Source organism: Sphingomonas pollutisoli, from assembly GCF_029167165.1.
GTDB lineage: Bacteria > Pseudomonadota > Alphaproteobacteria > Sphingomonadales > Sphingomonadaceae > Sphingomonas > Sphingomonas pollutisoli.
The window spans coordinates 368,429-393,141 of record NZ_JARFNJ010000004.1 but is presented as its reverse complement, the minus strand read 5'-3'; the positions used below and the strand labels follow the sequence as shown (position 1 = coordinate 393,141).

26 protein-coding genes are annotated in these 24,713 nt (G+C 68.4%); 13 read left to right on the top strand and 13 right to left on the bottom strand.

What is annotated here, in order from left to right; genetic code table 11:
* Positions 1-4: 4 nt before the first annotated feature.
* The 5 genes from accD to PX554_RS11110 all read right to left on the bottom strand — a co-directional run bounded on the left by accD (position 5) and on the right by PX554_RS11110 (position 3,856).
* A complete protein-coding gene (gene accD, locus PX554_RS11130; RefSeq protein WP_093219873.1) occupies positions 5-862 on the bottom strand; it encodes an acetyl-CoA carboxylase, carboxyltransferase subunit beta in 858 nt (285 codons plus the stop codon).
* Positions 859-1,662, bottom strand: coding sequence for a tryptophan synthase subunit alpha (gene trpA / locus PX554_RS11125; protein ID WP_093219870.1), 804 nt, complete (start codon positions 1,660-1,662; stop codon positions 859-861). Before trpA ends, accD begins: the two co-directional genes overlap by 4 nt.
* Positions 1,659-1,856 (bottom strand): hypothetical protein, encoded by a 198-nt coding sequence (locus PX554_RS11120; RefSeq protein WP_093219868.1) that lies wholly within the window; start codon positions 1,854-1,856, stop codon positions 1,659-1,661. The genes trpA and PX554_RS11120 overlap by 4 nt, the downstream gene beginning before the upstream one ends.
* The gene (trpB, locus tag PX554_RS11115) at positions 1,853-3,082 is read right to left on the bottom strand and encodes a tryptophan synthase subunit beta (protein ID WP_275501708.1); all 1,230 of its coding nucleotides are present in this window, start codon (positions 3,080-3,082) and stop codon (positions 1,853-1,855) included. Before trpB ends, PX554_RS11120 begins: the two co-directional genes overlap by 4 nt.
* Before the next feature lie 135 nt (positions 3,083-3,217).
* Positions 3,218-3,856: a phosphoribosylanthranilate isomerase gene (locus tag PX554_RS11110; RefSeq protein WP_275501706.1), complete on the bottom strand. Its 639-nt coding sequence runs from the start codon at positions 3,854-3,856 to the stop codon at positions 3,218-3,220.
* Positions 3,857-3,955: 99 nt separating this feature from the next.
* On the opposite strand from PX554_RS11110, the gene radA reads away from it, so the two are divergent.
* The 6 genes from radA to PX554_RS11080 all read left to right on the top strand — a co-directional run bounded on the left by radA (position 3,956) and on the right by PX554_RS11080 (position 9,435).
* Positions 3,956-5,326: a DNA repair protein RadA gene (gene radA / locus PX554_RS11105; protein ID WP_275501704.1), complete on the top strand. Its 1,371-nt coding sequence runs from the start codon at positions 3,956-3,958 to the stop codon at positions 5,324-5,326.
* Positions 5,327-5,540: 214 nt separating this feature from the next.
* The gene (locus PX554_RS11100) at positions 5,541-6,104 is read left to right on the top strand and encodes a CvpA family protein (RefSeq protein WP_275501702.1); all 564 of its coding nucleotides are present in this window, start codon (positions 5,541-5,543) and stop codon (positions 6,102-6,104) included.
* 27 nt (positions 6,105-6,131) lie between these two features.
* Positions 6,132-6,833 (top strand): SDR family NAD(P)-dependent oxidoreductase, encoded by a 702-nt coding sequence (locus PX554_RS11095; RefSeq protein ID WP_275501701.1) that lies wholly within the window; start codon positions 6,132-6,134, stop codon positions 6,831-6,833.
* 84 nt (positions 6,834-6,917) lie between these two features.
* Complete coding sequence (locus PX554_RS11090) at positions 6,918-7,352, top strand: iron-sulfur cluster assembly scaffold protein (protein ID WP_093219857.1); 435 nt, start codon at positions 6,918-6,920, stop codon at positions 7,350-7,352.
* Positions 7,349-9,106, top strand: a complete 1,758-nt coding sequence (locus PX554_RS11085) for a cation:proton antiporter domain-containing protein (RefSeq protein ID WP_275501697.1) — start codon at positions 7,349-7,351, stop codon at positions 9,104-9,106. Before PX554_RS11090 ends, PX554_RS11085 begins: the two co-directional genes overlap by 4 nt.
* Entirely contained in the window at positions 9,106-9,435 is a 330-nt protein-coding gene (locus tag PX554_RS11080; protein ID WP_275501696.1) for a DUF423 domain-containing protein, read from the top strand. The genes PX554_RS11085 and PX554_RS11080 overlap by 1 nt, the downstream gene beginning before the upstream one ends.
* Before the next feature lie 252 nt (positions 9,436-9,687).
* On the opposite strand, the gene mmsB is transcribed toward PX554_RS11080, so the two are convergent.
* From mmsB to PX554_RS11055, 5 genes are all read right to left on the bottom strand, one after another.
* Positions 9,688-10,578 (bottom strand): 3-hydroxyisobutyrate dehydrogenase, encoded by an 891-nt coding sequence (mmsB, locus tag PX554_RS11075; protein WP_093219851.1) that lies wholly within the window; start codon positions 10,576-10,578, stop codon positions 9,688-9,690.
* A 120-nt stretch (positions 10,579-10,698) separates the two neighbouring features.
* Entirely contained in the window at positions 10,699-11,478 is a 780-nt protein-coding gene (locus PX554_RS11070) for an enoyl-CoA hydratase-related protein (RefSeq protein ID WP_275501693.1), read from the bottom strand.
* Positions 11,475-12,512, bottom strand: a complete 1,038-nt coding sequence (locus tag PX554_RS11065; RefSeq protein ID WP_275501692.1) for an enoyl-CoA hydratase/isomerase family protein — start codon at positions 12,510-12,512, stop codon at positions 11,475-11,477. The genes PX554_RS11070 and PX554_RS11065 overlap by 4 nt, the downstream gene beginning before the upstream one ends.
* 139 nt (positions 12,513-12,651) lie before the next feature.
* Positions 12,652-13,791, bottom strand: coding sequence for an acyl-CoA dehydrogenase family protein (locus tag PX554_RS11060; protein WP_275501689.1), 1,140 nt, complete (start codon positions 13,789-13,791; stop codon positions 12,652-12,654).
* Between the two features lie 2 nt (positions 13,792-13,793).
* Positions 13,794-15,293, bottom strand: coding sequence for a CoA-acylating methylmalonate-semialdehyde dehydrogenase (locus tag PX554_RS11055; protein WP_275501973.1), 1,500 nt, complete (start codon positions 15,291-15,293; stop codon positions 13,794-13,796).
* A 118-nt stretch (positions 15,294-15,411) separates the two neighbouring features.
* Here PX554_RS11055 and PX554_RS11050 point away from each other — a divergent pair, with 118 nt between their 5' ends.
* The 3 genes from PX554_RS11050 (at position 15,412) to PX554_RS11040 (ending at position 17,770) form a co-directional block, all read left to right on the top strand.
* On the top strand, positions 15,412-16,287 hold the full coding sequence (locus tag PX554_RS11050; protein ID WP_275501686.1) for a LysR family transcriptional regulator: 876 nt from the start codon (positions 15,412-15,414) through the stop codon (positions 16,285-16,287).
* A gap of 152 nt (positions 16,288-16,439) precedes the next feature.
* Entirely contained in the window at positions 16,440-16,892 is a 453-nt protein-coding gene (locus PX554_RS11045) for a MaoC family dehydratase (RefSeq protein WP_275501684.1), read from the top strand.
* Positions 16,889-17,770, top strand: a complete 882-nt coding sequence (locus PX554_RS11040; RefSeq protein WP_275501682.1) for an HpcH/HpaI aldolase/citrate lyase family protein — start codon at positions 16,889-16,891, stop codon at positions 17,768-17,770. Before PX554_RS11045 ends, PX554_RS11040 begins: the two co-directional genes overlap by 4 nt.
* A 7-nt stretch (positions 17,771-17,777) precedes the next feature.
* On the opposite strand, the gene PX554_RS11035 is transcribed toward PX554_RS11040, so the two are convergent.
* From PX554_RS11035 to PX554_RS11025, 3 genes are all read right to left on the bottom strand, one after another.
* Entirely contained in the window at positions 17,778-18,905 is a 1,128-nt protein-coding gene (locus PX554_RS11035; protein ID WP_275501681.1) for a patatin-like phospholipase family protein, read from the bottom strand.
* Between the two features lie 131 nt (positions 18,906-19,036).
* Positions 19,037-20,137, bottom strand: a complete 1,101-nt coding sequence (gene aroB, locus PX554_RS11030) for a 3-dehydroquinate synthase (RefSeq protein ID WP_275501680.1) — start codon at positions 20,135-20,137, stop codon at positions 19,037-19,039.
* Positions 20,134-20,673 carry a shikimate kinase gene (locus tag PX554_RS11025; protein ID WP_275501971.1) on the bottom strand — a complete coding sequence of 180 codons (540 nt, stop codon included), beginning with the start codon at positions 20,671-20,673 and terminating at the stop codon, positions 20,134-20,136. Before PX554_RS11025 ends, aroB begins: the two co-directional genes overlap by 4 nt.
* A gap of 84 nt (positions 20,674-20,757) precedes the next feature.
* Between PX554_RS11025 and PX554_RS11020 the strand changes: the two genes are divergently transcribed.
* The 4 genes from PX554_RS11020 (at position 20,758) to PX554_RS11005 (ending at position 24,652) form a co-directional block, all read left to right on the top strand.
* Positions 20,758-20,895: a hypothetical protein gene (locus PX554_RS11020; protein WP_176786975.1), complete on the top strand. Its 138-nt coding sequence runs from the start codon at positions 20,758-20,760 to the stop codon at positions 20,893-20,895.
* Positions 20,876-22,699 (top strand): hypothetical protein, encoded by a 1,824-nt coding sequence (locus PX554_RS11015; protein WP_275501673.1) that lies wholly within the window; start codon positions 20,876-20,878, stop codon positions 22,697-22,699. The genes PX554_RS11020 and PX554_RS11015 overlap by 20 nt, the downstream gene beginning before the upstream one ends.
* A complete protein-coding gene (locus PX554_RS11010; protein WP_093219824.1) occupies positions 22,696-23,640 on the top strand; it encodes a tyrosine-type recombinase/integrase in 945 nt (314 codons plus the stop codon). Before PX554_RS11015 ends, PX554_RS11010 begins: the two co-directional genes overlap by 4 nt.
* Before the next feature lie 64 nt (positions 23,641-23,704).
* On the top strand, positions 23,705-24,652 hold the full coding sequence (locus tag PX554_RS11005) for an acetyl-CoA carboxylase carboxyltransferase subunit alpha (protein ID WP_093219822.1): 948 nt from the start codon (positions 23,705-23,707) through the stop codon (positions 24,650-24,652).
* The last annotated feature ends 61 nt before the right edge of the window (positions 24,653-24,713 follow it).

Genomic DNA, 24,713 nt, shown 5'->3' with positions numbered 1-24,713 from the left:
ATGCCTAAGCTGCGGCCTTAGCGCCGAGGAAATCGACCACGCTCGCGAGCGTCGCGCGCAAATCCCTGCGGTGCTTGACCATGTCGAGCATGCCATGTTCGAGCAGATATTCGGCGCGCTGGAAGCCCTCGGGCAGCTTCTCGCGGATGGTCTGTTCGATCACGCGCTGGCCCGCGAAGCCGATCAGCGCGCCTGGCTCGGCGATCTGGACGTCCCCCAGCATCGCGTAGCTCGCGGTCACGCCGCCCGTCGTGGGGTCGGTCAGCACCGCGATATAGGGCAGGCCGGCATCGTGGAGCATCTGGATTGCCACGGTCGAGCGCGGCATCTGCATCAGGCTGAGGATGCCCTCCTGCATGCGCGCGCCGCCGGCGGCGGTGAAGATGATGTACGGGCAGTTCTCGGCGATCGCGGCCTCGACGCCGCGCACGAACGCCTCGCCGACGGCGAGCCCCATCGATCCGCCCATGAAGGCGAAATCCTGCACGCCGACGACGACCTTGAGGCCCTCGATCCGCCCCTTCGCGGTGGCGAGAGCGTCGACCTCGTCGGTCGCGGTGCGCGCCGCCTTAAGGCGATCGGTATAGCGCTTGGTATCCCGGAACTTGAGAGGGTCTTCCGGCACCTTGGGGATCGGCAGCACGGTATAGCCGGGATCGAGCGTATATTCGAAGCGTAGCGCGGGGCCGATCCGCTCATGGAAATCGCAGTGCGGGCAGACGTGGAGGTTCTCCTCCAGTTCCTTGACGAACACCATCTGCCCGCATCCCTTGCACTTGTGCCAGAGATTGTCGGTGCTCGTGTCTTCCTTCTTGGGGACGACGAGCGAGAGTGCGTTACGGACGTTGCTGAGCCAACTCATGCGGCGATTTCCTGACGGGCCGACGCGATGGCGGCGGCGAGGGAAGCGATATAGGCGCGTACCGGCTCTGGCGCATCAACGCCGTGCTGGCCGACCAGTTCGACGATCGCCGAGCCGACCACGACACCATCGGCGACGCGCGCGACGGCGGCGGCCTGTTCGGGGGTGCGGATGCCGAACCCGACCGCGACGGGCAGGTCGGTCGCGGCCTTGAGCCGGGCGACCGCCTGTTCGATCGAGGCCTGGGCGGCCTGCTGCTTGCCGGTGATGCCCGCGACCGAGACGTAATAAAGGAAGCCCGATGCGCCATCCAGCACCTGCGGAAGCCGTGCCGAATCGGTGGTGGGGGTGGCGAGGCGGATGAGGTCGATCCCGGCGGCGCGCAACGCCGGGCCGAGTTCGGCATCCTCCTCGGGCGGAATATCCACGCAGATGACGCCGCTTACGCCAGCATCGGCGGCGGTTGCCGCGAACCATTCGGGCCCGCGCACCGTCATCGGATTGGCATAGCCCATCAGCACCAGCGGCACGTTGGGGTGCCGTGCGCGAAAACGCTTGGCGATGGCGAACACGTCGGCGGTCTTGGTGCCGGCCGCGAAGCTGCGCAGGTTGGCGGATTGGATCGCCGCGCCATCCGCCATCGGATCGGTAAAGGGCATGCCCAGCTCGATCACGTCGGCCCCGCCCGCGACGAGCGCGTCGAGAATGGCCGGGGTGGCGGCAGGCGAAGGATCGCCTGCGGTGACGAAGGCGACGAGCGCGGGGCGCCCTTGAGCAAAGGCGGCGGAGAGGATGCTCATCGACGCCCCCCCGATTGCGCGACGATCTGCGAGACAGCACCGACGATCGCGCCAGTCGCGAGCGCTTCGCCGATGCGCGGAACGCGGAGGCTCCAGTTGGCGAACGCCAGACCATATTGGTTGAGTTCGCGAACGAGAGCGGCGGCGACGGCGCCGACGATGATCCCGGTAAGAAGGTTCCGCACACTGATCATATCGCCACCCCCAGCGCTTCCGCGACGGTGAAGATGTCCTTGTCGCCACGCCCGCACAGATTGGCGAGGATGATCTGATCCTGCCGCATCTCGCGCGCGCGCGTCGTCACGGCGGCGATGGCGTGGCTCGGCTCGAGCGCGGGGATGATCCCTTCGGTGCGGCACAGCAACTGGAACGCGTCGAGCGCGTCGGCATCGGTGGCGGCGGTGTATTCGACACGGCCGATCGAATGCAGCCAGCTATGTTCGGGGCCGATGCCCGGATAGTCGAGTCCCGCCGAGATCGAGTGCGCCTCGGTGATCTGGCCGTCCTCGTCCTGCAACAGATAGGTTTTGTTGCCGTGGAGGATGCCCGGCGCGCCCCCGGCGAGACTGGCGGCATGCTCCTTGTCGAGCCCGCGCCCGGCCGCCTCGACGCCGAGCATCATCACGTCGCCATCGTCGAGGAACGGGTGGAACAGCCCGATCGCGTTCGATCCGCCACCGATCGCGGCGACGAGCAGGTCGGGCAGGCGGCCGATACGCGCGAGCATCTGCGCGCGCGCTTCCTTGCCGATCACGCTCTGAAAATCGCGGACCAGCTCGGGATAGGGATGGGGGCCGGCGGCGGTGCCGATGATGTAGAAGGTGTCGTGAACGTTCGCGACCCAGTCCCGCAACCCCTCGTTCATCGCGTCCTTGAGCGAGGCCGAGCCGCTCGTCACCGGCCGCACTTCCGCGCCCAGAAGCTTCATGCGGAACACGTTGGGCGCCTGCCGCGCGATGTCCTTGGCGCCCATGTAGATCACGCAGGGAAGGCCGAAGCGCGCGCAGACGGTGGCGGTCGCCACGCCATGCTGGCCCGCGCCGGTTTCGGCGATGATGCGCGTCTTGCCCATCCGCATCGCGAGCAGGATCTGGCCGATGCAATTGTTGATCTTGTGCGCGCCGGTATGGTTGAGTTCGTCGCGCTTGAACCAGACCTGCGCGCCATAGCCTTCCGGCGCCGACTCGCGCAGCGTATCGGTGAGCCGTTCGGCGTGATAGAGCGGGCTGGGACGGCCGACATAATGTTCGAGCAGGTCGTCGAACTGTGCCTGGAATGCCGGATCGGCCTTGGCGTCCCGATAGGCGACGTCGAGTTCGAGGATCAGCGGCATCAGCGTCTCGGCGACGTAGCGACCGCCGAAATCACCGAAATGCCCGCGATCGTCGGGCTGGGTGCGGAAGGAGTTGGGGGCGTTCATAGACGCGACGCCTTAAAGCGGGGCGGGCGCGCTGTCACGCCCCACGCCGTCGCCCCGGCGCGGGCCGGGGCCGTTGTGTATCGGGCGATCGATCCTCCTAGGCAGCAGCGGTCCCGGCCTGCGCCGGGGCGACGGTCATGCCGACTTTACCGCGCCCAGAAACGCGGCGATCTTGGTCACGTCTTTCACGCCGGGCGCGCTTTCCACGCCCGAAGACACATCGACCAGCGCCGCGCCGGTGCGCGCAATCGCCGCGCCCACGTTGAGCGGATCGAGACCGCCCGACAGCGCCCACGGCAGCGGATGATGGAAACCGTCGAGCAGGCTCCAGTCGAACCGCACACCCATTCCGCCGGGCAGCGCCGCGCCCGGCGGAGTCTTGGCGTCGTAGAGGATGCGGTCGGCCGCGCCGGCGAAGCTGGCGGCACCATCGAGGTCGGCTCTGGTGCGCACGGCCACGGCAGCCCAGATCTCGCGCCCGGTTTTCGCGCGGATCGCGGCGGCGCGGGCAGGGCTGGTGTCGTGAAGTTGAAGCGCGTCGAGCCGCCCGGCGTCGATCACCGCGTCGATCAGCGCATCGTCGGGATCGACGAACACGCCGACCCGCGCGACATGCCCCGGCACGCGCGCCGCGAGGTGCGCCGCCAGATCGCGCGACAGGTTGCGCGGCGAGGGTGCGAAGAACACGAAGCCGACATGGCTCGCGCCGCCGGCTACGGCGGCATAGAGCGTGGCCGGCGTGGACAGGCCGCAAATCTTGGCGGTGGTGGGCATGGCCGGCCCATTCCCCACTTTGGCGGGGCTGTCCATCCCCGGTCCGGCGCATCCAAGAATTTTGTTCCCCTATCGTTCCGTTCTGGCTAACGTGGGCACATGGCAAAACCTCAGAAGCGCTATGTCTGCCAGTCCTGCGGCTCGGTCTCGCATCGTTGGGCGGGGCAGTGCGGCGATTGCAGCGAATGGAACACGCTGGTCGAGGAAGCGGGCGCGGTGGTCACGCCGTTCCAGGCCAAGCACAACCTGCAAGGTGGCGGCCGGTTCATCATGCTGTCGGGTCTCGACGCCGAGGTCGAACTGCCCGAGCGGATGGCGAGCGGCATAGCCGAGTTCGATCGCGCGCTCGGTGGTGGCTTCGTCGAAGGCTCGGCGACGCTGATCGGCGGCGATCCCGGTATCGGCAAATCGACCCTGCTGCTCCAGGCGGCGGCGAAGATGGCGCTCGCCGGCAAGAGCGTCGCCTACGTCTCGGGCGAGGAAGCGGCCGATCAGGTGCGGCTGCGCGCGCGGCGGCTCGGGCTGGGCGCCGCGCCAGTGCAACTCGCCTCCGCCACCTCGACACGCGACATCCTGACGACGCTGTCGCAAGGCTCGCCGCCGGATCTGCTGGTGATCGATTCGATCCAGACGATGCATTCGGACCTGATCGAAGGCGCGCCGGGTACGGTCAGCCAGGTGCGCGCCTCGGCGCAGGAACTGATTCGTTTCGCCAAGGAACGCGGCACCGCCGTCGTGCTGGTCGGCCATGTCACCAAGGACGGCAGCATCGCCGGACCGCGCGTGCTCGAACATATGGTCGATACCGTGCTGAGCTTCGAGGGCGAGCGCAGCCACCAATATCGCATCCTGCGCGCGATCAAGAACCGCTTCGGCGGTACCGACGAGATCGGCGTGTTCGCGATGGTTGCCGAGGGGCTGACCGAGATTTCCAACCCATCGGCGCTGTTCCTCACCCAGCGCGACGAAGGCGTGACCGGCACCACCGTCTTCCCCGCGCTCGAAGGCACGCGCCCCGTGCTGGTCGAGATCCAGGCGCTGGTGGTCCGGCTCGCCAGCGGTGCGACGCCGCGCCGCGCGGTGGTCGGCTGGGACAGCGGGCGGCTGGCGATGATCCTCGCCGTGCTGGAGGCGCGGTGCGGGCTCAGCTTTTCGGCCTGCGAAGTCTATCTCAACATCGCCGGCGGCTACCGCGTGGCCGATCCCGCCGCGGATTTGGCGGTGGCGGCGGCGCTGGTGTCGGCGCTGTCCGAACGGCCCGTGGCGGTGGACGCGGTCGCGTTCGGCGAGATCGCTTTGTCGGGAGAGGTTCGCCCGGTCGCGCATGGCCCGCTGCGCATGAAGGAAGCCGCCAAACTCGGCTTCGAACGCGCGCTGGTGCCGGCGGCGAGCACGGGCGAGAAGACCATATTGTCGCTCACCGGCTTCCGCACGCTTGGCCAGTTGGTCGAGTATATGCTCGGGCGTTGACATATGGCGGCCCGTACCTCCGCGAAGTCGCGGGACGGCGCGGAGCACTTGCGTTGCAACGTCGAGCGGCTGGCTTGCCAGCAACCAACCTAAGCATTCGACATGGACGGATGTTTGTTGGGCGACGCGTGACGTCCTGAGACGCGATGGACAAGGTGAGCTATGCGAACACCACACTCGACACGCACCGCCTCGTCATCGTAAGCGCGCGCCGATGGGACTGACCGCGCTCGACATCATCGTTCTTCTCGCCATCGGCGGCGCCGCCGTGCTGGGGCTGGTGCGCGGCTTCGTGACCGAGGTGCTGTCGCTGTTCGCGTGGGTGGCGATCGTGTTCGCGGTCAAGCTGTTCCATGTCCCCGTGGCGCACGCGCTGACCGGCATCGTCGGCACGGTGACGGGCGCGGCGGTGCTCGCCTTCGCGATCCTCGCCGGCGTCACCTATTTCGGCGGGCGGCTGGTCGCGCGATCGATCGGTGGGCGTATCCGCGATTCGGTCGTGGGCCCGCTCGATCGCGCGCTCGGCTTCGGCTTCGGCGCGCTCAAGGGGCTCATCCTGACGAGCCTCGCCTTCCTGCTCGTCGTGCTGATGACAGATACCGTGCACGGCGGCCCGGCGCACCGGCCCGACTGGCTGACGACCTCGAAGACCTATCCCTTGCTCAACGCGACCAGCGCGGGCATCGCCGATTTCGTCGATCGCCGCCGCAAGGGGCTGCCGGTGTTCGGCCAGACAGCGCCGCTTGCCACCGAACGGGCGGCGAACCGCACCGACTGACGTTGCTCGGGAAAGGACGTGCCGACCATGACTGCGACCGCCCCCACCATCCTCATCGCCGGCGCCTCGCGCGGCCTCGGCCACGGCATCGCGAGCGCCTATGTGGCGCGCGGTTGGAACGTGATCGGCACCGTCCGCTCGGACGCGCGCACCCCGTTGCACGACCTCGCCGACGCGCATCCTGGCCGCGTCACCATCGAGACGCTCGACATCGACGTGCCCGACCAGATCGCCGCGCTGCGGGAACGCCTGTCCGGCGCCACGCTCGAAACGCTGTTCGTCAACGCGGGCACCACCACCCGCGACGAGCATGTCCGCGGCGGCATGGTGAGCACCGAGGAGTTCACCCGCGTGATGGTGACCAACGCACTCGGTCCGATGCGCGTCGTCGAGGCGTTCGCGGATCTCGTTCCCGCAACCGGCCTGATCGGCGTCATGTCGTCGGGGCAGGGCAGCATCGCCAACAACGAGACGGGGCTGCGCGAGGTGTACCGCGCCAGCAAAGCGGCACTCAACATGCTGATGCGCAGCTTCGCCGCGCGTCAGCCGGAGCCTAAGCGCGCGATGCTGTTGCTCGCACCGGGCTGGATCAGGACCGATCTCGGCGGCCCCGACGCCCCGTTCACGCTGGAGGAGAGCGTGCCGGTGCTGGTCGATCTTCTGCTGGCGGCACGCGGCATGCCGGGCCTGCGCTACCTCGATCGCTTCGGACAGACCGTGCCGTGGTGAGGAAGGGCGCGAAAATCGTTGCGATGGCGGCATTGTTCCCGGCGGCGGGGTGACGGGCGCCCGATCCGGCCTTACATCGGCCATATGACCGCACCGCTCTACAATACCGAGATTCTCCGCCTCGCCGCGACCATCCCGTATCAGGAGCGGCTCGCCGATCCGATGGCATCGTCCGAAAAGCGCTCGCCGATCTGCGGCAGCCGCGTGACGGTCGATGTCAATACCGATGCCCAAGGCCGCGTCAGCCAGGTCGGCATGCTGGTGCGGGCTTGCGCGCTGGGGCAGGCGTCCTCGTCGCTGTTGGCCGCGAATGTGATCGGCCGTTCTCCGGACGAACTAGCGACCGCGCGCGACGCGCTCGCCGCGTGGCTCGCGGGTTCAGGCCCAGTGCCGGACTGGCCGGGCATTGACATCTTCACTCCGGCGCTGCCGCACAGCGCGCGCCATCCCTCGATCCGGCTCGCGTTCGAAGCGGCGGCGGAAGCGGCAGCGGCGGCGTCGCTGCAGCGCGCGGCATGACGGAGAGCCTGCTCGGCGCCGGCGCCGTGCTCGGCGGCTTCGGGCTGCTGTTCGTGCTGATCTTCCGCCGGCTCGGGCTGGGTGCGACGCTGGGCTATCTCGTCGCGTGCGCGGTGGTCGGCCCGCAGGTGCTGGGGCTGGTCGGCGATGCCGAACAGAAGATCGGCGTGGCCGAACTCGGCATCACGTTGCTGCTGTTCATCGTCGGGCTCGAGCTCAATCCCGCGCGGCTGTGGAGCTTGCGTAAGGAGATTTTCGGATTCGGCGTGCTTCAGGTCGTGCTCTGCGGTCTGGCGGTGACCGGCGTGGTCTGGGCGTTCGCGGGCTTCTCGATCGCGTCGGCGATCGCGCTCGGCCTGCCGCTGGCGCTGTCCTCGACCGCACAGGTGCTGCCGATGCTGCAATCCGCCGGGCGGTTGCGCACCCCGTTCGGCGAGCGCGCCTTCTCGATCCTGCTGTTCCAGGATCTGTCGATCGTCCCGCTCATCACGATCGTCACCGTGCTGTCGCGCAACCCGGCGGATGCGCAGGGGCCGCCTGGCTGGCAACTGTTCCTCTATACCGTTCTCGCGATCGTCGGGCTGGTGCTCGCCGGGCGCTTCCTGATGCGGCCGATGTTCCGTGCGATCGGCAATCTCGGCGAGCGCGAGATGTTCGTGTTCGCGGCGCTGTTCACCGTCGTCGCGGCGGCGGCGATCATGGAGGCGCTCGGGCTGTCGACCGCGCTCGGCGCGTTCGTCGCCGGCGTGATGCTCGCGGACAGCCCCTATCGCCACGAGATCGAAAGCGATGTCGAACCGTTCCGGTCGGTGCTGCTCGGCCTGTTCTTCGTCGCGGTCGGCATGATGCTCGATCTCCACGCGATCGCCGCGCGCCCGCTGTTCGTGATGGGGATGGCGGCGGCGCTGATCGTCACCAAGACCGCGATCATCATGGCGATCGGCCTGCTGTTCCGCATGACCTGGCGCCAGGCGTTCGCGCTCGGGCTGTTGCTCAGCCAGGGCGGCGAATTCGGCTTCGTGCTGTTCGCGCAGGCGCAGAACGCCTGGCTGATCAAGCCCGAGGCGGCGAGCCTGTTCGGCGCCATCGTCACACTGTCGATGGCGACCACCCCCTTCCTGATGGCGCTGACCAAGCGGCTGCGCACCGAACCGATCGTCGCCACCGGCGAGCGCGAGGGGCCACGCGCCGACGGCGCGAACGCGCTGATCGTCGGCTACGGGCGTTTCGGCCAGACGGTCGCGCAGATGCTGATCGCGCAGGGCATTCCGGTCACGCTGATCGACACCGACATCGAGATGATCGACATCGCCAGCGAATTTGGCGCCAAGGTCTATTATGGCGACGGCACCCGGCTCGACCTGCTCCGCCAGGCCGGCGCGAGCGAGGCCGAGCTCATCATGTTCTGCATCGACAAGGATCAGGTCACGGCCGATCTGGTCGAGGCGGTCCATACCGCTTTCCCCAAGGCTGGCATCTTCGTGCGCGCCTATGATCGGCGTTCGCTCATCAAGCTCCGGGGCAGCCCGGCGACGGCGGTGGTGCGCGAGGTGCTCGAATCGGCGGTGAAGATGGCGCGGCTCGCGATGGCGAGCCTCGAGATCGACAGCGAGGAGATCAACCGCAGCGAGGCGCATTACCGCGCGCGCGACAAGGAACGACTCAAGGCGCAGCTCGAGACCGGCGATTTCCGCACGCAGGAGGCGCGGATGCTGGTGCAGGATGCGCGTGAGGAATTGCGGGAGGGCGGCTGATGAACTGGCTGGTGGTGGCGGCGGCGCTTTCGGGCGCGCTCGCGGTTGGCGCGGGTGCGTTCGGTGCGCATGGCGCGAGCGGGCAGGCGCAGGCGTGGCTCAAGACGGGCGGCGAGTATCAATTGATCCACGCGGTCGCGGCATTGGTCGCGGCGCAGATCGGCGCGCGCGGGCCGGGCTGGCTGTTCGTCGCCGGCGCCCTCGTGTTCGCGGGCACGCTATACCTGATGGCGCTCGGGCTGCCACGATGGCTGGGCGCTATCACGCCGGTCGGCGGCGTGCTGTTGATCGCGGCATGGGTCTGGCTCGCGTGGAGCGCGGCGCGGTAGGAAAGGCGAGCTCGAAGCGCGAGCGACATCGGTAAATCACAGCCGTTCGTGCCGAGCGAAGTCGAGGCATCTGTGCTCCGGGCCTGCCCCTCGACTGCGCTCGGGACGAATGGAATTTAGCCGGTACGCTCGTGATCTGCGCGTCTGGTCCAAAACCCAACCGTTCGCACTGAGCGAAGTCGAAGTGCGTGCCACAAGCGTCCCGCTCCGGGCACGTGCCTCGACTACGCTCGGCACGAACGGATAAGGGGTCTATCCTGCCGGCTTCCTGTCCAGCAGCCGCACGATCGCCGAGAAATCCAGGCCGCCGTTTCCCGCATCCGCGAATCGCTGGTACAGGTCAGCCGCCCGCGCGCCCATCGGCGTATCGGCGCCCACCGACGCCGCCGCTTCCATCGCCAGCTTCAAGTCCTTGAGCATCAGTGCGGTCGCGAAGCCGCCCTGATAGCCGCGATCGGCCGGCGTCTCGGGGCCGACGCCCGGCCACGGCGCATAGCTCGTCAGCGACCAGCTTTGCCCCGAGCTGACGCTGGCGATCTCGAAAAATTTCTGCGGATCGAGGCCGAGCTTGTCGGCGAGCAGGAACGCCTCGCAGGTCGCGATCATCTCCGCGCCGAGCACCATGTTGTTGCAAATCTTGGCCGATTGCCCTGCGCCGCTCGCCCCGGCATGGATCACCGCCTTGCCCATCTGCGCCAGATACGGTTGCGCGCGCGCGAACGCATCCTCGCTGCCGCCGACCATGAAGGTCAGCGTGCCCGCATTCGCCGCCGCGATCCCGCCGGAGACGGGCGCGTCGACCATCGCGAACCCTCGGGCGGCGGCACTTTCCCCGACGCGCTTGGCGGTGGCGACGTCGATCGTCGAGCAATCGATCAGCAGCGCGCTTTGCGGCGCGGCGGCGAACACGCTCTCGCCATACACCGTCTCGACGTGCCGCCCGGCGGGCAGCATTGTCACCACTGCGTCGGCGCCCTCGCACGCTTCGGCCGCGCTGGCGAGGGGTACGCACCCCGCCGCCTTTGCGCGATCAAGCGCTTCCGAGGAGAGATCGAACGCCCGCACCTGGTGGCCGTGCTTCGCGAGATTCGCGGCCATGCCGCCGCCCATGTTGCCGAGGCCGATGAAGCCGATGCGTGCCATGTCTCTCTCCTAAAGTGTGCTCACACCAGTCCGTTCGCACTGAGCGCAGTCGAAGTGCGTGCCCCAAACGGCACGCTTGCGACATGTCCTTCGACTTCGCTCAGGACGAACGCGGAGTGGTTAGCGCCCCACCCAAACGGCCGGTCGTTTCTCCACAAAGGCGGTCATGCCCTCGCGCTTGTCCTCGGTCGCGGCGAGAAGCTGGAACAGCCGGCGTTCGCTATGGATGCCCTGCGCCAGTCCGCTTTCGAACGCGAGGTTGACCATTTCCTTGTTCACCATCGCCGCGAGCGGCGGCATGGCGGCGATCGTCGCGGCGGTCTTGAGCGCGTCGGCGAGCAGATCGGTGGCAGGCACGATCCGCGCGACCAGCCCGGAACGCTCCGCTTCGACCGCGTCCATCATCCGCCCGGTCAGGCACATCTCCATCGCCTTGGCCTTGCCGACCGCGCGCGTGAGCCGCTGCGAGCCGCCCATGCCCGGCGCGACGCCGAGCTTGATCTCGGGCTGGCCGAACTTCGCGGTGTCCGATGCGAGGATGAAATCGGCCATCATCGCCAATTCGCAGCCGCCGCCGAGCGCGAAGCCGTTGACCGCAGCGATCCAGGGCTTGCGCGTGCCAACCACGCCGCTCTGCCAGCCGGAGAAGAAATCCTGCAGGAAGAAGTCTGCGGCGGGCTTGTCGACCATCTCCTTGATGTCGGCGCCGGCTGCGAACGCCTTCTCGCCGCTGCCGGTCAGCACCGCGCAGCGCTGGCCCGGATCGGCGTCGAACGCCGCGAAGGCGTCGATCAGGTCGGCCAACACCTCGGTGTTGAGCGCGTTGAGCGCCTGCGGCCGGTTGAGCGTGATGAGGGTAACAGCGTCGTGCGTTTCGACGAGGATGTTCCGATAGGTCATTGCGGTGTCCAGGCCTCATGTGCGGGGAGGGGGGCGAAGATCGCATCCACGGCGGCGTCGGTCACGCCTTGGGGCGTGGCGGGTTTCCAGCGCGGCGCGTTGTCCTTGTCGATGATTAGCGCGCGGACGCCCTCGAGGAAGTCGGGCAACTGCGCGACGCGCGCGGCGACCGCATATTCCTGCCGCATCTCGTCGGCGAAGTCGGTCATCCCCGCGCCCTCGGCGAGCAGCCGAAGCGACACCTTCATCGCCTGCGAAGACTTGCTGGCGAGCGTCGCACGCTGCGCCGCCGCCCATTCGCCCGGATCGGCCTCGAGCGCGGCCAGCACGTCCTCCAGCCGGTTGGATGCGAACAGCCGGTCGATCTCGTCGCGGTGCGCGAGGATCGCTGCGTCGGGGGCGGTTGTGCTCGCATCGTCTAGGATCGATGCGATGGCCTGCGGCGTCGCGGTGATCGCGGCCTTGACGCCATCGAGCGCGGCGGCAGCAACGAAATGCGTGGCGAGGCCCAGCGCGAGGCATTCCGCGCCGTCCAGCCGATAGCCGGTCAGCGCGATATACTGGCCAAGCCGCCCGGGCAGCCGCGACAGATACCAGCCACCGCCGACATCGGGGAACAGGCCGATGCCGGTCTCGGGCATCGCGAATTTGGTGTTCTCGGTCGCGACCCGGAACCGCGCCGGCTGCGAGATGCCAACCCCGCCGCCCATCGTGATCCCGTCCATGAACGCGACGATCGGCTTGGGATAGGTGAACAGCCGGTGATTGAGTCGGTATTCGACGCGGAAGAACGCGCGCGCGGCCGAACCGTCACCAGCGCCGCTCTCGGCGATCATGCGGATATCCCCGCCCGCGCAGAATCCGCGCCCCTCGGCATGGTCGATCAGCACCGCCTCGATCGCCGGATCGCGTTCGGTGGCGTCGAGAGCGTCGAGCATCGCCGCGCACATGCCGGTGCTGAGCGCATGGATCGCTTTGGGTCGGTTGAGCCGGATGCGCAGAACGGCGCCATCTGAAAAGGTGAGGACGTCCATCAAAACCCTCCCCGGAACGAGGGGGACCAGCCGAAGGCTGGTGCAGGGGGGCTTCCCCAAGCGATACCGTGGGTGGAAGCCCCCCTCCGTCGCGCTACGCGCGCCACCTCTCCGTGCCGGAGAGGAACACGCCACACCCTCATTTCAGCAAATCCCGCCCGACGATCATCCGCATCACCTGGTTGGTGCCCTCCAGGATCGAATGCACCCGCAAGTCCCGCCAGAAGCGCTCGATCGGATAGTCCATCAGATAGCCATAGCCGCCGTGCAGTTGCAGCGCGCGATCGGCCACCGCCGATCCCGTATCCGTCGCGAGCCGCTTCGCCATCGCCGCGAACCGAGTCTTGTCCGGCGCACCGTCGCTCACCTTCGCCGCCGCCATGTAGAGCAATGCGCGCGCCGCCTCCAGGTCGGTCGCCATGTCGGCGAGCGTGAACTGGGTGTTCTGGAACTCGGCGATCGCCTTGCCGAACTGCTTGCGATCCTTGGTGTACGTCACGGCCTCATCGAGACAGCGCTGCGCGCCGCCCAGCGAACATGCGCCGATATTGAGCCGCCCGCCATCCAGCCCGCTCATCGCGATCTTGAAACCTTCGCCCTCCGCGCCGAGCAAATTCTCCGCCGGCACGCGCACGCCGTCGAGGATCAGTTGCGCGGTCGGCTGCGAATGCCAGCCGAGCTTGCGCTCCTGCGCGCCGAAGCTGACGCCGGGCATGTCCTTCTCGATGACGAGGCACGAAATGCCCTTGGGGCCATCCTCGCCGGTGCGGACCATCACCGCATAGACTTCGTTCTCCCCCGCGCCCGAAATGAACTGCTTGGTCCCGGTCACGACATACGAGCCGCCGTCGCGCACCGCGCGCGTCTTGAGCGCCGCCGCATCCGATCCCGAACCCGGCTCGGTCAGGCAATAGCTGGCAATCCGCGCCATGCCGACCAGATCGGGCAAATACTTCGCCTTCACCTCGGCGCCGCCGTAGGTGTCGATCATCCACGACGCCATGTTGTGGATGCTGATGAACGCCGAGGTCGAGGGGCAGCCATAGGCCATCGCCTCCATGATCAGCGCCGCCTCCAGCCGCCCGAGGGCGATGCCACCGCTCGCCTCGGAGACGTAGATCGCCCCGAAGCCAAGCTCCGCCGCCGCGCGGATCGTGTCGCGCGGGAAGATGTGCTTCTCGTCCCACTCCGCCGCGAACGGCGTGATGCGATCGGCGGTGAAGCGCCGGGCGAGCTCCTGGATCTCGCGCTGGTCGTCGGTCAGGTCGAACTGGTTCATACTTACCCCATCGTCGGAATGACGAAGGCGTTCGCCGTATCGCCAACCCCGCCATCGGGCCAGCGCTGCGTGACCGTCTTGACCTTGGTCCAGAACTTCACGCCCTCCATGCCGTGCTGGTTGGTGTCGCCGAACGCCGAGCGCTTCCAGCCGCCAAAGGTGTGGTAGGCGACCGGCACCGGGATCGGCACGTTGATGCCGACCATGCCGACGTTGACTCGCGCGGCGAATTCGCGCGCGGCATGGCCGTTGCGGGTGAAGATCGCGACGCCGTTGCCGTACTGATGCTCGCTCGGCAGCCGCACCGCATGTTCGAAATCCTGAGCGCGGACGATCTGGAGGACCGGGCCGAAAATCTCCTCCTTGTACGCGCTCATGCTGGTGGTGACGTGGTCGAACAGCGTCGGCCCGACGAAGAAGCCGCCTTTATGGCCTTGCAGTTCGAAGCCGCGCCCGTCGACCACCAGTTCGGCGCCCTCGTCGACGCCGGTCTGAATCCAGTCCTCGATCCGCTTCTTGTGGATCGCGGTGACGACCGGGCCATAATGCGCGTCGCTGTCGGTCGAGACGCCGACACGCAGGTTCTCGATCGCGGGAATCAATTTCTCGCGCAGCGCGATGGCGGTCTTCTCGCCGACCGGCACCACGACCGGCAGCGCCATGCAGCGTTCGCCCGCCGATCCGAACGCGGCGCCCGACAGATCGGCGACGACCTGGTCGAGATCGGCATCAGGCATGACGATGCCGTGGTTCTTGGCCCCGCCCATCGCCTGCACGCGCTTGCCCGCCGCGACGCCGCGCGAATAGACGTAGTGCGCGATGTCCGACGAGCCGACGAAGCTCACCGCGCTGATCGCAGGATGGTCGAGGATCGCGTCGACCATTTCCTTATCGCCGTGGACGACCTGCAAGATACCCTCGGGCAGCCCCGCTTCGAGGAACAATTCACCGAGCCGCACCGGCACCGACGGGTCGCGCTCGGACGGCTTGAGGATGAAGGCGTTGCCGGTCGCGATCGCCACGCCCGACATCCACAGCGGGATCATGCCGGGGAAGTTGAACGGGGTGATGCCCGCGCCGATGCCGAGCGGCTGCCGCATCGAATAGACGTCGATGCCGGGGCCGGCGCCCTGGGTATATTCGCCTTTCAGGACATGCGGAATGCCGCAGCAGAACTCGATCACCTCGAGCCCGCGCTGGATGTCGCCCTTGGCGTCGGCGATCACCTTGCCGTGTTCGGAGGAGAGCAGATGCGCCAGCGCCTCCATGTTCTTCTCGACCAAAGCCTTGAAGTTGAACATCACGCGTGCGCGGCGCTGAGGGTTGGTCGCGGCCCAGCCCGGCTGCGCTTTCTGCGCGGCGGCAACCGCGCGGTCGAGATCGGCCTGCGTGCCGAGCGCGACGCGCGCCTGCACCGCGCCAGTGTTGGGATCGAACACGTCGCCGGTCCGCGCCGATGCGCCGGCAGCGCCGCCGACGATGAGATGGTCGATGTCGCGGATCGCACTTGCCATGCCGATACTCTCCTTGGACGCGTTCTGTGTCGCGCGCTTTTTCGGCGCACGGGGCTGCAAAAGCAACGGGTGGACTTGCAAAGCGAAGCTGCAATAGTGCAGCTCGATGAACTGGGACGACATGCGCTTCTTCCTCGCCGTCACCCACACGGGGCAGATCGCGCGCGCCGCCGCCCAGCTCGGCGTCGATGCCACTACCGTCACCCGGCGAATCCGCCGGCTCGAACAGTCGCTCGGCCACACGCTGTTCGAGCAGCGTCGCGACGGGCAGCACCTTACCGAAATGGGCGAGCGGCTCGCCGCCAAGGCCGACGCGCTCGAACGTGCGATGTCGGACGTGACCGAACAGGGTGCGCATCCGCTCGAGGGTGTGGTGCGGGTCAGCGCGTCGGAAGGGTTCGGCACGTGGTTCGTCGCGCCACGGCTCGGCGGGTTCAGCGCGGCCTATCCACGGCTGAACGTCGATCTGGTCGCGAACAGCGGCTTCCTCAGCCCGTCGCGGCGCGAGACCGACATTGCGATCGTGCTCGCGCGCCCGCGCAAAGGCCCGCTCGTCTCGCGGCGGCTGACCGATTATGCGCTGCGCCTCTACGCATCACGTGCCTATGTCGAGGGCGCGCCGATCGCCTCGAAGGCGGCGCTGCGCACGCATCCGCTGATCGGCTACATTCCCGATTTCCTCTACGCGCCCGAGCTCGACTATCTCGAAGAGATCGATCCGCAATTGAGCCCGCGGCTGCGCTCGTCGAGCATCAACGCGCAGCATCGCATGGCGGCCGCCGGGGCGGGCGTGGCGGTGCTGCCCTGCTTCATCGGCGATACCGACCCCAACCTCGTCCGCGTGCTCGACGAGGTGCGAATCACCCGGTCGTTCTGGCTCGCCACCCATCGCGACGTGCTCGCGCTGCCGCGCACCCGCGCCTTTGTCGACTGGCTCGTCGGCGCGGCTACCGCCGATCGCGACGTGTTGCTCGGTCTCTGACGCGGTGGTTTGTTTCAACTCCGCTCGTGCTGAGTAGGGGTCGCGATATTGGCTCGGGTGGAGAAGCAGCCCGATCGCCGCTATAGCTCGCGTTCAACACACATGAGGAGCAGGACCATGACCGGCAACCCAATCGCTGGAGGCCAGCGCTGATGGCCGGCCTGTGGTTCGACGAGTTGAGCATCGGCCAGGTCTTCCGCCACGCGATCCGGCGGACGGTCACGGAGACCGACAACCTGCTGTTCTCGACGCTGACCCACAACCCCGCGCAGCTTCACCTCGACGCCGAATATATGAAGGACAGCGACTATGGCCGCATCCTCGTCAATTCGACCTTCACGCTCGGGCTGATGGTCGGCGTGTCGGTCGGCGACACCACGCTCGGCACGGCGATTGCCAACCTCGGCTGGGACGAGGTGCGCTTCCCTGCGCCGGTGTTCATCGGCGATACGTTGCGGACCGAGACCGAAGTCGCCGAATTGCGCGAGTCGAAATCGCGCCCCGACGCGGGCATCGTCACCTTTATCCACCGCGCCTACAACCAGCGCGACGAACTGGTCGCCTCGTGCCGCCGCTCGGGCCTGCAACGCAAGCGGCCGGCATGAGGCCGCTGCGTTCGCTGCTGTTCGTCCCCGGCGACAGCGAGAAGAAGCTCGCCAAGGTCGATGGCTGCGGCGCCGATGCGGTAATCCTCGATCTCGAGGATTCGGTCGCCCCCGCCAACAAGCGCGCGGCGCGCGATCTGGTCGCCGCCTTCCTCAAGGCGCGCCCGCGCGCCGCTCGCACCGTGCAACTCTGGGTTCGCGTCAATCCGTTCGACACCGGCCTCACCGCCGACGATCTCGCCGCGATCGTCCCCGGCGATCCCGACGGCATCATGCAGCCCAAGATCGACGGCCCGGCGGATGTCAGAACGTTGTCCGGCCAACTCGATGCGCTGGAGGCCGAACACGGCCTCGCCTCCGGCGCGATCCGCGTCCTGCCGGTCGCGACCGAGACGCCGATCGCGCCGTTCCGGCTCGGCGATTTCGCCACCGCTGGCCTCACGAGGCTGGCGGGTCTCACCTGGGGCGCGGAGGATTTGTCCGCAGCGCTCGGTGCCAGCACCAACCTCGGTCCGGACGGTACGTGGGCGTTCACCTATCAGATGGTGCGCTCGCTGACCCTGCTCGCCGCGCATGCCGCCGGCGTCCCCGCCATCGACACGTTATACGTCAACTTCCGCGACGACGACGGGCTTCGCGCCGCCAGCCGCGCCGCCCGCGCGGAAGGATTCTCGGGCCGCCTCGCGATCCACCCCGCGCAGGTCGCCGGCATCAACGCCGCCTTCTCGCCGAGCGACGAGGAGATCGCCTTCGCACGCCGCATCGTCGCCGCGTTCGAGGCCGAGCCGTCCATCGGCACGATCGGGATCGACGGCAAGATGTACGACCTGCCGCACCTCAAGGCGGCGCTGCGGACGCTCGCGATGGTGCGCGGCTGAGCCGCGATCAGGGCGCTTTCGCCGGACTCTTCAACGACGCCGGCAGGTCCGCCCATGCCGTTCCCGCCATCATCCGCGCACGGCCAAGCTCGAACAGCGCCTGCATCGCCGGCTGACGGAAATCGAGCGATGAGGATGTCTCGTCAGGCGGTACCGCCGCGACAAAGGTCGCGACATGGTTCTGCTGGCCGAACGCCGCGACGGTGGCGAGCGAGGTGCGCTGGGTCGCCTTGCTCGCGGTGTCGAAGCTGCGCGACAGTAGCGACAACAATGATCGCTTGGTGACCGCGAACTCGTCGTCCGCCTTGCCGTTGACCAGCACGTAGATGCTCCCGCCCGATGTCTGCCCGGGCGGCAGGATCAGCGCGGTGTCGGGCAGCGCGAAGAACGCGCCGATCGTGCTGCCATCGACATGGAGTTCGTGCGCGCGGTGGCTGCCCATCTGCGCGTCGATCATCACCGGCGGGAACACGCCGGGAATCGCCGCCGAGGCGGTGAGCACGGTCGCGAATAGGTCGCGCGCCGCCGGCCCGCCGCGCGCGGCGATCGCGCCCATGTCCCATACCACGAGATCCTGGCTGTCGAGATCGGTGGTCGCGACCAGCAGCCGCCGCCCGCGCGCCTGTTCGCGCGCCACCGCCGCCATCAGCGCGGGCGTGATGAAACTGTCCACCAGCGCACGCAGCCGTTTGCCGGTGTAGATGCTGTCGCGGAACAGCGGGTGGACGAACGGGAAAGGCAACAGGTGCGATGCCTCGCCGTCAGTGAAGCCCTTCCTCAGTTCGGCATCCCACTTCGGCCCGAGGAACGCGAACGGGGCGATCAGCGCGCCGGTGCTCACCCCCGTCACCACGCTGAACTCCGGCCGGGTGCCCGCCTGCGTCCAGCCGTACAGCACGCCAGCGCCGAACGCGCCATTCGCCCCGCCGCCCGATAGCGCGAGCATCGTCGGCGGGGTGCCGGCAGCGTCGGGCCGGAACATCGCGCGTACAGCGGGATCGTTGATCTCGTAGCGGACGTGCGGGAAGCCGACCGGGTAGGCGATGGCATGGTCGGCCTGCGTGAACGGCTCGCGCGGGATGGTGACGCATCCGCTCATGGTCAGCAGCGATGCGGCGAGGAGCGCACTCTTCAAGCCGGACTTTCGTGTATCACCGTTCGTCCTGAGCGAAGTCGAAGGACGTGTCCGGAGCGTTACGCCTGCGGCACGCACTTCGACTTCGCTCAGTGCGAACGGTTTGGGTAACGGCAGCCGCTCGTCCGGCATCACCGCGGCTGCGCGTCGAGAAACGCCTCTACCGCGCCGAGATCGACCACCTTGTCGACATAGCTCTCACCGATGTCGCGCGCGAGCAGGAAGGGCAGGGTGCCCGCATCCATCTTCTTGTCGTGAAGCATATGCCCAACCAGCGTCTTGCCGCTCGCACTGATCCCCGCCGCTGCGAGCCCGTCGGGCAGGCCGACCGCGCGCAGATGCGCGGCCACGCGCGCGGCGGCGGCGCGCGGCGCGATCCCCTGCGCCGCCGAGAAACCATAAGCCAGCGCCATCCCCGCCGCGACGCCCTCACCGTGGAACAGCCGGTCCGAAAAGCCGGTCTCCGCCTCCAGCGCGTGCCCAAAGGTATGGCCAAGGTTGAGCAACGCCCGCCGCCCGCGCGTCTCGCGCTCGTCCTCGGCGACGATTCGCGCCTTGGCGGCGACCGAATAGGCGATCGCATATTCGCGCGAGCGCAGATCGCCGGCGAGCAGCGCCGCGCCGTTCGCCTCGCACCATGCGAAGAAATCGGCATCGTCGATCAGTCCATATTTCACCACCTCGGCATAGCCGGCGCGCAGTTGGCGCGGCGGCAGCGTCTCGAGCACGATCGGGTCGATCAGCACCAAGGCGGGCTGGTGGAACGCGCCGATCAGGTTCTTGCCCGCCCGCGTGTTGATCGCGGTCTTGCCGCCCACCGACGAATCGACCTGCGCGAGCAAGGTGGTCGGCACCTGGACGAACCCGCAGCCGCGCTTCAGGATGCTGCACGCGAAGCCGACCAGATCGCCGATCACCCCGCCGCCAAGCGCGATGACATGATCGCCGCGCTCGACGCCAAGATCGAGCAACCGGTCGCTGAGTTGCTCCAGCATCGCCCAACTCTTGGTCGATTCGCCCGGCGGCAGCACGATCGCCTCGCTGGCGATGCCCGCCGCCGCCAAGTTCGCGCGCAGCGCCGCGAGATGCGGGAGGACGTTCTCGTCGGTGACGATCGGCATCACCCGTCCGCGCGCGAGCGGCGCGAGGGCGGAGGCGGCACGGGCGAGCAGCCCGGCCTCGACCACCACATCATAACTGCGTTCGCCGAGTCCGACGCGGACGGTCGTCATAATCCAATGGCCTTGAGGATGGCGTTGACAGTGGCATCGTGCGGCGCGTGCTGGCTGACGATGCGGAGGTGGGCCTGCGCGTAGATCGGATTGCGCACCCGTGCCAGTTCTTCGAGGATCTTGCGCGGGTCGCCGTCGCGCAACAGCGGACGGGTGTCGCGCCGCCCGACGCGCGCCACCAACACATCGGGACTGGCATCGAGCCACACCGACAGCGTGTTGTTCAGGATCAGCGCGCGCGTCTCATCCTGGATGAAGGCGCCGCCGCCGGTCGCGATCACGCGCGGCTCGCCGGTGATGAGCCGCGCGATCACACGGCGTTCGCCGTCGCGAAAGTGCGCTTCGCCGAAACGCGCGAAAATGTCGGAGACGGTCATCCCCGCCGCGGTTTCGATCTCGGTATCGGCATCGACGAAGGGTAAATGCAGCCGTTGCGCGAGGCGGCGGCCGACGGTCGACTTGCCCGCGCCCATCAGCCCGACGAGGACGATCGGCTGGCCGTGCCAGACAGGGGTGGGAGCGGGGCTTTGCAACATGGGAAACGGGCTATACAGCGCACCTGCCGCTCGGGCAAAAGGGCCTGCCGGGCCGGTTTCGCCCATTTGTTACAAGGTTTGCCAATGTCCCGCTCGCTGGTTGTGCTTCTGGTCGTGGTCGTCGTGCTCGTCGGCGGAATGTTTCTGCTCGCGGGCCGTGCGCACGAAAAGCCCCTGACCCATGTCGAGAAGGTTGTCACGCTTGCGAATCTCCAGGGCTGATCTTCCGCTCGTCGCATTGGCGGGGGTGATCGCGTTGGGCGTGGGGATACCCGCGCTCGGCCAGAATTCGCCGCAGTCGATCCTTCCGCCTGGGTTCGGCGAGCCGGCCCCAACGCCCTCGCCGCGCCCGTCTCCGCGCGAAACCGCGAGCGGTGGGGCGGTGGTCCGTACCGCGCCGACCCCGCTCGCGCCGCCGCTGCCGGACGGCAACGGCGCGCCGCCGCTCCCGCTCGCCGCCGCGACGCCGACGCCGACGCCGAGCGGCACGCCGACGCCCGGCGTGATCGCGATTCCGGTGCGGTACGACATGCCCGCCTATGCGCGCCGGTGGATCGGCCGGGTCGGCCCGATCGACCTCGCCGCCGGCGGTTTGCCCGCCACTGCGTTCGGCAACGCGCCCGGCCGGTATGTCGAGGCGCTGATGCGCGGGCTCAACCTGCCGATCGCCTCGCGCTGGATGTCGATCGCGCTGCGGCGCGCATTGGTGTCGCGCGTCGATACGCCCGTAGGCGTCAACGGCGCGGATTTCGCCGCCGAGCGGGCCTGGCTGTTGCTCCGCATGGGCGAATCGGTCGCCGGGCGCGCGGTGGTGCAGAGCGTCGATAATCAGGATTACACGCCCAAGCTCTATGAGATCGCGATGCAGTCGGCGCTCGCCAATGGCGATCCGGCGGAGCTGTGCCCGATCGTCGAGGGGGGCTATGCGCTCGGCTTCGAACGCGGGTGGGTGCTGGCACGGGCGATGTGCGCCGGGCTGGCCGGCCTTCCCGGCAACGCCCAGCCGCTGATCGCAGCCGCCGCCAAGAGTCGGGTCGCGACCGGGATCGACCTGCTGCTCGCGCAGAAGATCGCCGGCTCGGGGGCGCGCGGCCGACAGGCCGTGACGATCGAATGGGACGATGTCGATCGTCTCACCGCCTGGCGCTACGGCCTCGCGATGGCCTCGGCGACCGAGATCCCGGCACCGCTGCTCGACGGCGCCTCGCGAAACGTCATGGCGTGGCGCGCGCAGTCGCCGATGCTCGCGGCGCACGTTCGCGCGCCGGCCGCCGAGATCGCGGCGGCACGCGGCGTATTCTCCAGCGCGGCCTTGGTCGATCTCTACGGCGCGGTGACGGAAGAAGGCGATGATTCGCTGCCCGAAGCCGCGATCGCACGCGATCTCCAGACCGCCTATAGCGGCGGGGACGTGCCGACCCGGCTAGGGGCGATCAACTCGCTGTGGGATGCGCCGAAGAGCGCGAACGCGCGCTATGCGCGGCTGGTGCTGACGGCGGGTGCCGCGGCGCGCGTGCCGGTCGGTGCGCAAGGCGCGGACGCCGATCGGCTCGTCGCGTCGATGCTCGCGGCGGGGCATGACGTGACCGCACAGAAGTGGCGCGGGGCCGTGGCGACGTCGAGCGATGCGTGGGCGATGCTCGCGCTCGCCGATCCCGAGGGGCGGCGCTACCGCTATTCGGCGGTCAGCAATTACGCTGGCACCGGCGATGCGACGCTCAAGCGCAAGATGTTCTTCGCCGGCCTCGCCGGGCTGGGACGCCTGTCGGCCGGTGATGTCGAGCAGGGCGCGCAGACGTTGGACGTGCGGATCGGGCAGGAGAACGCCTGGACCCGCGCGCTCACCCGCGCCGCGACGGCGAACCAGCCGGGGACGGTGGTGTTGCTCGCGGCCGTCGGCATGCAGACGCCGGCGTGGTCGGGCGTGTCGCCCGAAGCGCTGTATCACATCGTCGCCGCGCTGCGCGCCGTTGGGTTGGAGGGCGAGGCGCGGATGATCGCCGCCGAGGCGATCGCGCGGCTTTGACCGATACGGCGCGGCCCGGCGCCGATCGCGCGCTGATCGAGCGGTTTCTCGAGATGATGGCGGCGGAGCGGGGTGCCGCCAGGAACACGCTCGCTGCCTATCGCAGCGATCTCGCGCTCGCGTCCGATGTCCTGAAAGGCGCGCTCGTGGCCGCGAGCGCCGCCGATCTCACCCGTCTTTCGGCGAGCTGGAGCGATCTCTCGCACGCCACCGTGGCGCGCAAATCCGCCGCGCTCCGGCGCTTCTTCGCCTTCCTCGCCGATGAAGGGCATCGCCCCGACGACCCCGGCGCGGCGCTACCCCGTCCCGGCACGCGGCGGCCGCTGCCCAAGGTGCTGAGCGTCGCCGATGTCGACCGGCTGTTCGCGGTGATCGCCGAGCGGCTCGCCGCCGACCCGCTCGACATCCGCGACCTGCGGCTCGCCGCCTTGGTCGAACTGCTCTACGGCTCGGGCTTGCGCGCCACGGAGCTGGTGTCGCTGCCGAGAAACGCGGTCGCGCCCGATCGGCCCTATTGCATCCTGCGCGGCAAGGGCGGGCGCGAACGGCTGGTCCCGATCTCGGATCGCGCGCGCGCCGCCGTCGCCGCGTGGCGCATGTATGTTCCCGCCGATCAGCCGTGGCTGTTCCCCTCGGGCAAGAGCTTCCTGTCGCGTGTGCGGCTGTTCCAGTTGCTGCGCGCGCTCGGCGCCGAGGCGGGTATCCCGCCCGACCGGATCAGCCCGCACGTGCTGCGTCACGCCTTCGCCACGCACCTGCTCGCCGGCGGCGCCGACCTGCGCGCGCTCCAGACGATGCTCGGCCATGCGGACATCGCCACTACCGAAATCTACACCCATGTCGATGCCAGCCGGCTGGTCAGCCTCGTCAACCAGCGCCATCCGCTCGCCGAGGCCCGCGCCCGCGCCGATGGGAAGCTGGCCTCGGTGAAGCCCGCGTGACCGCTACTCCTCGCATCACGAACCATTGCCAAGTTCGCGCCCACACCGTAACCGACGCGACCTGATGGCAACCTTCCTCGACTTCGAAAAGCCGATCGCGGAGCTCCAGGCTCGCATCGACGATCTGCGCGCAACCGCCGACGGCGGCACGGTGGATATCTCCGCCGATGTCGGGCGGCTCCAGGCCAAATCCGACAAGCTGCTGCGCGACACCTATGCCAAACTCACGCCGTGGCAGAAGACGCTCGTCGCCCGGCACGGCGAACGGCCGCATTTCCGCGATTATGTCGCCGGGCTGTTCGACGGGTTCATGCCGCTCGCCGGGGACCGCGGCTTCGGCGACGATCAGGCGATCCTCGGCGGCTTCGCGCGGTTTCGCGGCCAGCGGGTGATGGTGATCGGCCACGAAAAGGGCCATGACACCGCGACGCGCATCCGGCACAATTTCGGCTCGGGCAAGCCCGAGGGCTATCGCAAGGCGATTCGGCTGATGCAATTGGCCGATCGCTTCGGCCTGCCCGTGCTGACGCTGGTCGATACCTCGGGGGCGTTCCCCGGCGTTCAGGCCGAGGAGCGCGGCCAGGCCGAGGCGATCGCGCGCTCGACCGAGCAATGCCTCGCGCTCGGCGTGCCGATGATCGCGGCGATCGTGGGCGAGGGCGGCTCGGGCGGCGCGATCGCGCTCGCGGCGGCGAACCACGTTCTGATGTTCGAGAATGCGGTCTATTCGGTGATCTCGCCCGAGGGTTGCGCGGCGATCCTGTGGCGCACCAACGAACGCGCGGCGGACGCGGCCGAGGCGATGAAGGTGACCGCGCAGGATCTGAAGGGGCTGGGCGTGATCGACACGATCGTGCCTGAACCACTCGGCGGCGCCCACCGGGATCCGGTCGCGGCGATCGGTGCGCTGGGCAATGCGCTCGCCGAGTCGCTTGCTGAGTTGAGCGGGCTCGATGCCGACGCGCTGCGGCGGGCGCGGCGGGAGAAGTTTTTGGCGATGGGCCGCTTCTAATCGGCCAGATGAGAATTGCGCGGTCTTGAACGTTTCCGCGAATAAAACGGGCGGCGGAACG